The 10855-nt window shown below is 49.8% G+C and carries 7 protein-coding genes; all 7 read right to left on the reverse strand.

Going from position 1 to position 10855, the window contains the following annotated elements:
- Window positions 1-287 precede the first annotated feature (287 nt).
- The 7 genes from AC2VE5_RS21840 to AC2VE5_RS21870 all read right to left on the reverse strand — a co-directional run bounded on the left by AC2VE5_RS21840 (window position 288) and on the right by AC2VE5_RS21870 (window position 10789).
- Entirely contained in the window at window positions 288-1199 is a 912-nt protein-coding gene (locus AC2VE5_RS21840; protein WP_486889791.1) for a nucleoside hydrolase, read from the reverse strand.
- A 352-nt stretch (window positions 1200-1551) separates the two neighbouring features.
- Entirely contained in the window at window positions 1552-1779 is a 228-nt protein-coding gene (locus tag AC2VE5_RS21845) for a hypothetical protein (RefSeq protein WP_486889792.1), read from the reverse strand.
- Window positions 1780-2153: 374 nt separating this feature from the next.
- Window positions 2154-3947 carry an ABC transporter substrate-binding protein gene (locus AC2VE5_RS21850; protein WP_486889793.1) on the reverse strand — a complete coding sequence of 598 codons (1794 nt, stop codon included), beginning with the start codon at window positions 3945-3947 and terminating at the stop codon, window positions 2154-2156.
- Window positions 3948-4232: 285 nt separating this feature from the next.
- The gene (locus tag AC2VE5_RS21855; protein ID WP_486889794.1) at window positions 4233-6383 is read right to left on the reverse strand and encodes a beta-galactosidase; all 2151 of its coding nucleotides are present in this window, start codon (window positions 6381-6383) and stop codon (window positions 4233-4235) included.
- On the reverse strand, window positions 6380-8455 hold the full coding sequence (locus AC2VE5_RS21860) for an alpha-galactosidase (protein ID WP_486889795.1): 2076 nt from the start codon (window positions 8453-8455) through the stop codon (window positions 6380-6382). The genes AC2VE5_RS21855 and AC2VE5_RS21860 overlap by 4 nt, the downstream gene beginning before the upstream one ends.
- Window positions 8456-8540: 85 nt before the next feature.
- Entirely contained in the window at window positions 8541-10478 is a 1938-nt protein-coding gene (locus AC2VE5_RS21865) for an ABC transporter substrate-binding protein (RefSeq protein WP_486889796.1), read from the reverse strand.
- 170 nt (window positions 10479-10648) lie between these two features.
- Window positions 10649-10789 carry a hypothetical protein gene (locus AC2VE5_RS21870; RefSeq protein WP_486889797.1) on the reverse strand — a complete coding sequence of 47 codons (141 nt, stop codon included), beginning with the start codon at window positions 10787-10789 and terminating at the stop codon, window positions 10649-10651.
- Window positions 10790-10855: the final 66 nt, after the last annotated feature.

Raw genomic sequence — 10855 nt, forward strand, 5'->3', positions numbered from 1 at the left:
CTAGCATGTCCCCGGTATCCGCCACATCAGCAACACTTATCCCTGTATAGAGTACTGGCTCGATTATTCTGCTCATATCCCTATCTTCAGCCTCTCAAACAGGTTCTGTCAAAGTCTCGTTGTAGTACTAATCCCAGCTTGGCAGAGATGCCCATGATTAGTTTCGAGCGCAGCTGACTTCTGCTTTGACAGTCGCATTCCAGAAAAGGTGGAACCTCGTTTGACATTGACCCTTTAGCATAATGCTTAGAGTTGGCAACCTCAACAGTGCAATCACGTTCAGGTCTCTACTCATTTGGCAACGAGTCTAGAGTTGCTGACGGTAACGCGAGTCGAGTAACCAATTCCTTCGTGATTGCCTCAACATCCACGCGAGAGGCAATCCGAACTTCTCCTTGCCCGCAATGAGTTGGCCGGCTTTCGCCTAAATCTTGATCACTAACCCCAATCCGCACATCACAATGCTCAAATTCGAACAGTTCTGGATTGAGGGCTGTAAGAACTGCTATGGGATCATGAGGATGATTTTGAGTTTGACCTTTAAATGCCCACCAACGGCGGACTTGGTCTTCAAGAATGCAACCAAGAGGATTGTCCTTGACAATCATGCGGAGTTCTTCGTCCCGTAACCAGACACATGTCGTGACATCAAGGCCACAAACTGTGATGGGGACGCCCGATTCAAAAACGATTTTGGCCGCTTCTGGGTCACTCTTGATATTGTGCTCTGCCTTCTCCAGCCAAAATGCTCCTCCCATGATATACAGGTGGCGTACGCTGGATGCAAAAGCTCTGTCTGAAGATATTGCTTTTGCGAGATTGGTAAGAGGTCCAATTGCCACCAATTCAAGTTCACGTGGGTACTGATGTGCTACTACCTGCAAAAAGGTTACCGCATCTGTTTCCTCCTCTATCTCAACCTTATCCAAGTGGTGAATTCCCTTACCCTCATGTCCCGGCCACCATACGGTCCTGTTCGTGAGAGTAGCTTCTTCTCCAGCGATAACTGGTATATCAGGTCTGCCTAACAAGTTGCACACATGTTTAGCAATTTTCGCCCTGAGCCTGGTGTCTCCGTAAACAGTGGTTACGCCAACAAGATTCGCCTCTTTGGCCTTTGCGAGAATAATGAGCGCCAGCATGTCATCAACATCAGTACCAATGTCTGTGTCTAGAATCATCACCCGATTTGTGCTCATTAGTTTCTCCCCTTGAAGACGGAATTCCTGTTGGACACTCGTTTTGTTAGTGCCAATGAAAGGTGAACAGCTATCCTATATCTTTCAGCCTTAAGTTGTTGGCTATAAGAAGATGTAGATGTTGGTCTGAGATTTTCAAGCATGACTTGGCCGCCGGGGCAGCGCACGATCAGACTGTCTGGTCCTGTGGGGGGTAGTCTTACATGATCATTCTGGAGATAATGCACCGCATCCGGGTGTTCCTGCTTTAGCCATTGCAAGTATTCTCCATAGATCCCACTTCCATAACTACTAAGAAAATCCGTAGTTAGCAAACTGTAGTAAGGACTAGTAAGCTTAGTGCTTCTTCCCGCTACCATATGTTGCGATTTCCCGTGTCTTTTGAAGGCTCGTGTTGTTTTGAAGGAACACCTTCTTTGTCGATGATGTTGTGCAGGTGGATTTCGCCAACCATATGCTTACGGCAACCTGTCGTCATAAGCTCCTGGATAATAATTGTACCGTTACAGCTCAAACGATCATAGCGTTGTTGATCGGTAATAATGCAGAGGGTATTTGGATGTTGAGTATCAGTATTCATTACCCACAAGGCTCCTTAACATGTTTTACGTAAAATTTCACCAACATGTCTCGTAAGCGTTTATGGGTTACTCCTGACGTTTTGTGCCGCTTGTTAAGTTTTAGGAAATCCAAGACCAGCCTCTCGTATCCTTCAAGTCTAAAATGCCGCAAACCGAAATCAGTGAAAGTATTGATGACCGCACTCCAGTAACAATTCTTTTCTCCCACAGCAGCATCCTCCAGGATAAGGCCCCGGCACTTTTTTGTCCTAAATAAGAGCAGATCACAACTTTAGGAGATCGTGTCGTTGTAGACAAATCCGTCACGAGTCATAGAGGGTACCTCGATCAGTCAAGAGACTGATCGAGGTACAAATAAGCACACTTCAAGCAGTTATCGACTCGCCCCCTCTATGAAGAATTGGCTGGGATTTACAGGACCCGGTGTCGGGTAGGTCCACGAGCCAGGCATCTCATCAGGCACATTACGAAAGTTATTCTTCACGATCCCGTAGCCATTGAGCTTGGTGCTGATGCCTATGTGGTAAAACTGGTCCGCCGCAATATCCAGAATTTCTCTCAGCAGTTCAGTCTGTGTATCTGGATCACCACTACGAGTAATTTCCCTGAACAAAGCCATCTGTCGCTGAACTTCTTCGGGTGGCTCCTCAGGAGTTACACCAACGGCACCCCCAGTACCAGGTAAGCTATACCAATGGGCCCAGGCTTGGGCGTACATAGAGTTGAAGTTAAAGGGGAACCAGTAGCGTGGGTCTAACAATACGGTCAAGCCAAGACCACCTCCAAAGGTATGAATGGTGGCGTCTTGTTCAGCATTCTCCTTAACGCGAACCTGCCACAGCGAGCGATCGGATGTTCTTATGTGGGTCCTGATGCCAACATCCTCCCAATAACCCTGAAGCAACGCGAACATATCGATGAAGTTAGTCATGACAGCATCGATTTCAAAAACAATCTCTATCCGCTTACCATCTGGTCCCAAGCGGAAGCCCTCCACGTCCCGTTCGGTGTAGCCAGCCCTGTCAAGGTACTCGTTAGCTAGATCAACATCGTATTCGGTGTACTGCTTGGCTAGCCGCTCATTATAAAACTCTGACTCGGGCCGCGGCGCTGCCTGGTGGGGTTCTCCTTGACCGACATACAAAAGGTCAATGATCTCTTGGCGATTGATGGCATGAGACATGCCTATGCGAAAATCCTTGTTCTGGAAGATTTCACGCTTTACCGGGTCCCTATGGTTCATGTTGAACATGATGACTGCTTCATTGGGATAGTCGCTAAATTCAGTGAAAAGGCGGTAGTTCCCTCGTTCCATATTATCCATAATGACTGGTCTGTTGGCGACGGTGGCGAACCCTTCGCGTGCAAAGTCAACCTCGCCGCTTAACGCCCTTAGTAGCGATACTTCTACGTCGGTAACCATATCAATCGTGTGACGGTCAATGTAGGGGAGTTGGTTGCCTTCAGGGTCGACTTTCCAGTAGTAAGGGTTTCGCTCAGCTATGCCTCGGGTAGAACCCCCTTCTCCCATGGCTGTAGTCAAATGCCAGGCATGCAAAACGGGTATCTCGCTTGTCCTGAAAAAGTCGGTTAGGTCTAACATACCACTTTTTGTTTGGAAAAGAGCGACCCAGTCAGCCAAGCCGGCTTCCTCAACAAGCTGGGCGATATTCTCCGAATTGTACTTTGCGTGAAACTGCTCCAGGTAGTGGCGTGGTGTTGATGTAGGCCCGGTTACCATAGCTGGATAGGCGACATAATAAAGGAAGAAACCATTTGGCGCGGCGAACTTAAACGTGACCGTATAATCATCGACTTTCTCCACAACAACAGGTGTGCCGTCGACAACTAATGGTCCGCCCCGTGAGGGCGTAAGTTCGTCATTCATGAAGACGTCTTCGTACCAGAACATGATGTCATCAGCGGTGAAAGGATGGCCGTCGGACCACTTCATGCCTTCCCGCAAATGGAAGGTGAATTCGGACGCCTCTTCATTTATGTCAATTGCCTCGGCAACATTAGGCATGACACCTTCCCAATCTGGTGTCCAGCGCACCAGGTTCTCATAGCCAAGGTATGATTGCAGGGAGAGCAAGAGCCCGCCGACGTGCGTGTGCCGCCACGTTCCCCCGTACTCGCCGATACGTTCAATTACCGGAACCACCATGGGACTCTCGGGTAAACGCTCGTTTATAGGAGGTAATTGACCCGCTGCAACAAGCTCAGCCAACTGGGGTGCCTCATGATACTCAGTAGTTTGCGCTCTGCCGTCTGACAGTAGTGTAGAACTTAAAATGACAAGCACTAGTGCACTAAGAAACGGAATTCTGGAGTTTATACCTTTCTTGAGCAGCTTCATAAAAACCTTCTTTCAGGTTGAAATGTTGAGCCTTGCGGCCCTTCTCGAACTGCCTTATATATCTACCTTGCGCTATTATCATTACATGAAATTTCACCTCGCTTCCTCTACAGATCCAGGATCCACAAGCATTACTACCAGCCCGTCACGCCCAGGAACAGTGACCGTAACAACTTGGTCATTAACCCTTGGGAGTACCTCACCCCAAAGTGCTTTGGCCGGGTAAAATCGTCTCCATTTCTCCGAGAACTCCAACTCTGCGCTTAACTTCTCCTGAGTAGGATTGGTTACCCATAGGTACATCCCCCCGGGACCATGATGAAATCTAGCGGTCAATCTACTCTCACTCGAGCGAATATGTTGGTCTCTTCCTGCCCAATTAAGGATGCTTATGAAGAGCTTGGTAGTGGTTTGGCGCGCGTGCGTGTTGTAACCATATCCAGAGGATGTTCCAATGAGCCTAGTTTTGCCCTGTCCATAATTATTATCCACCACAGCGACGCGGCCGTCGTCATACCAGCCTTTAGCTTCACCCCCCTGGAGGTGGTATGTCTGTAGGTATAGGCCCCCGTAAACCTCACCAACTCCCTCTAACGTAAACGTAATATCCTCGAGGAGATCGGGGGTGAACTCAACATATTCCTGCGTAACTCCGAACAGGCGATCCAGCCCTAGATTAGGCTGCACGACCCCGGCCCTCCCGCGGTCACCGAAAAAGCCTGGGCAGCCTTCTGAAACGAGGCAACCACCATTCTCAACCCATCTAATGAGCGTACATGCCGAGGTTTGAGTCAACATCATGGGGTGCGGTAAATACAGAACCTCATACGCACCTAGTTGATCAATATGAACCCAGTCCGCTTGAATATTGTCATTAAAGAAAGCCCGGTAAGCACCGCGTGCAGCGTTGGCATAATCATCACCTTGGTCTCCTCTAACGGCACAATGAATGGAAGACTCCGGCGCGAAGATAATCCCGATCTCTCCCCTGACAGGTTTTGATTGCCATAGATCGCTATGCTGGGGGGAATTTGCCCATTTGGCCATTCGGCTCATCATTTCTGACCGGGAGGTGCGTGACCCGTCAAGATCATAACCGGCTAGGGCGCCAAACAACGGTCCGTCAAGCAGAGGACGCCAGCGGTTATACATGAGACCACTGATACCTCCCGTCATGGCCGAGAGGTTCCAGTAGCGGATATCAGCGGCCACCGGAACGCGACCGTCTTCTCTAGCTTTGGGCCGGCCACCACTGCGGTTGCGACTCGCTATCCAATTCCAGTTGGGCCCGGCAATGGCTTCCGCATACCAAAAGGGTTTCCCATTGGTACTGCCCCTGACCATATCCGTCACAAGATTCAGCTTCCAGGGCTCATTGCCATACTTATCCATTCCGTACGTGTACCCATAACCATCAACGAGCTCCGCGGCTCTCCAGTGGTCATCTGCAGCTTTTGCCATTCGGTGCAGTGGCGAATCTGTAACTCCATGGGCAGTAATGCTATTTATTGGGTCTAGCGCCCGCACCAGACCCACTCGCCACTGCATCAAGCGGAAGGCGTTATCAATACGAAACTGCACCCAATCGAGATAATCAGGGTATGGTGCTGGATTCTGGGGCGGTGCCACCTGTTCCCACGTGGCGTAACTATGCCTGTACCAGGCTTCGCCTAACCTCTTTAAATTTTGGTATTTCTGCTTGAGCCACTCACGGAATTTTTCTTGTGTGGCTGAGCAGTAGCAAAAGGTAGAAGCTGAGGAGGCAAGATTGCATTCATTCCATATGTCGTAGGCACCCATACCAGGATGACCCTTGTAACGATTGACGAGTTCGGTGAGGAAGTTGCCAGCTAATTCTTTGGCATCTGCATTATCCAGACAGAGCCCGGGGAAGCCGCCTGTCACCGAACTGTTACGAATTTGGCTGCTTACCTTGGTTCCATCCGCCCTCTCATAACGCGCATGGGCATAGTCATGGAAGGCCCATTCGGGAGCAGCATGACTGATCTCGGCTATTATAGTTTTGATCCCGTGTTTAGCAGCTAAATCAAGCTGCCTATCGTAGTCATCCCAATCAAATGTTTCTTGAGCCACTTCGATCGCAGACCACATGAACCAATGACGGAACACATTGATACCATCTTCGGCTGCCACCCGATAGTCACGTTCCCAATCTTCTCGCGGAGGGCTTGATTTGCGAAAGTAAACTGCGCCGTAAGGAAATGTTGGTAGCCGGGAAGTCACGCCTTGCTGCCTTTTAGCTCGGGATGGTAATGAAGTATTTGTACGGTATTTGGTTCCAAGCCAATGTTAATTCCATCTTTGATAAGATGTTGACCCGTGTATTCTAACTTTTTTTCGGTGTAAGGATCAGTGAGTCTATACGTTTCTTTAGGATCCAACGCCCTGAGGTAAGCACTTCGTGTTGCCTCGCCATTCATCCGAAACACCATCACGACCCCTTCGCCTGTTTGAGGATTATGATACTGCCAGCCGTCCCAGTCGTCCAGCGTGCGCGGCTGTGCGAAGAGAGCATAAAAGTCTTCCTTCAAAAGATGGCGAATAGACTTATATACAGAGATATGGCGTTTTACGCGCTCGAGCGCTTCAGTAGGCCAGCTGGCGAAGTCTTGGGAAAAACGAAGAATCCCACCAAAACGACTCTGAACATACATATCAGGAAAGTCCGGGCCACCCCAGGTGCAGGTATGGATTACTCGATGAGTGGGCATGATCGTGTTTACGCCCGAGACCTGGTTGCGCACGATGTCATCTTGAAAATTGAAGTCACTCCCGTGATGGATGTGCGCCCGACCAAAGGTACCGAGGTCAAAACGCCGACCGCCAGATGAACAATTTTCAAGGACGAGTTGCGGATTTCGCTTCGTAAGTTCTTCCCACACGCGATAGACACCACGAACATGTTTGATCTGCATAAGGCCACGGTGCTCAGGGTCTTCATGCGCAGCCCAATACGGGTACGGGTCGATGTTGTGATCCCACTTCAGTTTGTGGATGCCCCACTCGTCAATCCGCCGCTGAATCATGTTAAGGAACCATTCCTGAACTTCCGGCAAACCGAAATCCACCAACCCCATCTCTTTGCTATCGATATAAAGCATCCACTCGGGATGTTCTTTGGCAAGAAGCGATGAAGGGTGAGCCTCTTCAGGGTCAAACCAAGTGCAATACTTCATGCCGTGGGATCTAACCAGCTCGGCAAGGGGTTCAATGCCGTTGGGAAAGCGCTCAACGTCAACCTGCGCCCAGTTCCCGATGCCCTCATAGGTGCCTCGAGGTGGCACGCACCCCGCATACCAGCCCCAATCGATTTGCATCCACTCAAAGCCCAAGTCGGCACAAACGGGCACCTGACGGCGGAAAATTTCGTCGTTAATGGTCGCACCGAAGGTAAACGCGTGGTTCCAGGTGACGGGCGCACCCAGATCCTCACCTTGATAAAGGGGATACCAGTCGTGAATGAAACGCCGTAGCGCGTTTCGTCCCTGATGAATAGAACCCTGATAAAAACCTAGTAATGCTCGAGGGATGGGGATGCGCTCCCCTGGGCGGAGGGTGAGATCGACTTCGTCAATACCTCCACGGATATAAAAGCTCTCCTTTTGGCGGTTAAAATCAATGTGCCACAGACTCGACCACTCGAGTCCGCCGAACATTCCTGATTCACCTTCACTGTCTTCAATGAAAAAGAAGGGCATGTGCTTATCGGACGAGCGACCCGTGCCGCCGGACTCGATACGTACCGGATGCCTGAGGCTGCTGTTGCTGATGAAGTGGCGCGAATCCAATTGAAACGCAATGGGTGGAAAATAGGCGTGGGTCACGCCGCCACCGATCGAGTGCACTTTAGGGTCGCCGACTAAAGAAAGGTCCAAGAAGAGTTCGAAGGAACGAAGCTCGGTCACATGCTTGATAGGCCTGTTACCGATATTTTCCAGCTCACCCCCGACAAGAACAGCCTGATAGTTCGGGTAGTAGGTGTACTCGACGTTCAGCCGCAGACTACTAGCTTTGTTCTCTAACCGCAGGAGTCGTTTAGGGTGTTCAGGGTCGGAAGTGTCGACGGTCTCCTCAAGCACTTTAAAGGTGGCCATTGCTGAGTCATTAGCAAGGCCGTCATACGATATGGACAAGCCAAGCCCGGCTTGTAATCCTTGGGCAAGCCGGCCAGGTGGCGGCGTAGGAAAGCCATTTGCGATGTGCAATTCCGAGAAGAGAGTCTGTCTGCCTTCGTCGGGAAGTGCGAACACGCTTTCTTTAGCAATGGTTGTGGAACGTCTGCTTGCTGGATTCACAAAGTGCCCCTTCTATTGACTTGTTTAGGAACTACCATCAGGCTTAGAGTTCGATGGTCTCTATGGAAGAGACGGCTGTCATCTGCTACTGTCCAATAAAGAATTGACTAGGGTTAATCGCTGCCGGCCACACGTAAGTTCCTGAAGTAATAGCTGGCTCCGATACATTATGGAAGTTATTCTTAACGACAATGTAGCCACTGGGTATTGAACTCATACCCATTACGTAGAATTGATCAGTAGCAATGTCTATAAGCTGCCGTAGTAATTCCGTCTGTTGGTCCAGCTCAGGAGTTATCTGAATTTGATCCCATAGTTCCATCTGCTCTTGAACCACTGCAGGCGGCTCCTCACCGCGTGGATCTCCTAAATACCAGTAGGTCCAAAGCATGGCGAAGAAAGAGCTGTTGGGGTTGTTAGGAAGGTAGTAGCTAGAGTCTAGAATTGCCCTCTGACCACCACTCCACACTACCGCGTCGTGCTCATTGGCTTGTACACGAGCCAGAAAGAGAGATCTATCTATCGTTCTAGACTGTGTATCGATTCCTACTGTCTGCCAGTAACCTTGAATGAGCTCGAGGGCATCTGGCCAAGTACCACCAGCTGACGTACCAGGAATGATCAGTTCAATGACAAAAGAAATCCGATTGCCGTCTGGACCTAGACGAAACCCATCTGCGTCACGTGCACTGTATCCTGCCCTGTCAAGGTACTCATTGGCCTGCGCTACATCGTATTCAGTGTGCTGCTTCGCCATCCGCTCACTGTAGATGTCCACCTCCATCCTCATGGGTGCCGCCTGGTAAGGCTCGCCCTGCCCCAGCCACGCTAGATCGATGAGTTCCTGCCGGTCAATAGCATGAGAGAGACCAATTCGGAACTCTCTATTTTGGAAGATCTCCCGCTTGATGGGATCTTTGTGATTGAGGTTCAACTGGATGACCATGGAATTTGTAACCGCGGGCGTCTTCTCGATAAGATGGTAGTTGCCTCGCTCCATGGTGTCAAGAAAGATCGGCTTGTTCTGAAGAGCAGTAATGTGGCGTTCCTGCATGTCAATTTCGCCAGCTAGCGCTCTCAACAGTAAGACTTCCGGATCCTCGAACTGGTCAAAGATGACGCGGTCGATATATGGGAGCTGATTTCCCTCAGGATCAACCTTCCAATAGAAAGGATTACGCTCTGCCACCACGCGTGTTCCCTCACCATAGGCTGTAGTCAGCATCCAGGCATGCAGCGTAGGTTTTTCCCTGCTCGCCCATGGGTCACTCTTATTGCCAAATAGTGCAACCCAGCCGTCGAAACCAGCCTCTCGAACGAGTGACGCGATCCCCTCCGAGTTGTAGGCCATGTGAAATTGCTCCAGATAGTGACGCGGAAAATTTGTGATTGCAGAACCGGCTGGTACGGACAAGTTTTGCAGAAAAAGACCTTTAGGAGCATTGAACTTAAACGCTACAGTATAATCGTCTATCTTTTCGACTACTACTGGTTCATCACCCGAGAGGAGCCATGTAGGTTTCACTGGGGTAAGTTCACTATTCATGAAGACATTCTCGTACCAGAACATAATGTCGTCGGCTGTAAAGGGGTGTCCATCCGACCACTTCATGTCCTCACGTAGCCTGAAGATGTATTCGTTACCCTCCGCATTCCCCTCAACCGCCTCGGCAACATTAGGGATAACGCCGGTCCATTCTGGGTTCCAACTCACCAGATTCTCGTAGCCTATGCTTGACATGAGCGTGAAGGTGTCCTGACCGCCTATGAGCCCCATTCGCCAGATACCACCATACTGGCCAATGCGCTCCACTGGTTCGACCAATACGGGACTCTTCGGCAGTCGCTCCTCTACAGGAGGCAGTTGACCTGCTGCAACTAACTCAGCTAGCTGAGGTGCCTCCCGGTACCGCGTTGGTTGTGCTTTGGCTTCTGTAAGAAGCACATTGATTGAGAAGGCTAATCCTAAAACAAACATGAACCGGAATAATTGGTTGTCCCGAACTATTTCCAACTTATTCATGTGGAACCTCTTTTTGGTTGGATGTAATGTAAGAACTTATCGTTATCCTTTGCTTATCCGCACTATTCGCAAGATGGTTTATCGTTAATAAATTACGTGCGGTTTGCCTTTCCTTTAGCAACGGTTGTCGAACACCTCCTGCCGATTCATAAATCACCTTCCTCAATCACCTAAATGAATACTTCAAATTCGTAAACCCGCTCCCACTGAGAAATCTCCTTGACGCTGGCAAAGGCATCGCCGTGGCGTGGCGTCACTACAAGATAGATGGATAATACAACATTCATCCTACCAATGTCTAGTCTGTTCATAAATGGCAAAGTAAGGGATAATAATAACCATGGAACCAGCACTCGCCCAGCCAAGCAAGCTCAGTC

The sequence above is a fragment of the Aliterella sp. E5.1 genome (assembly GCF_057473825.1).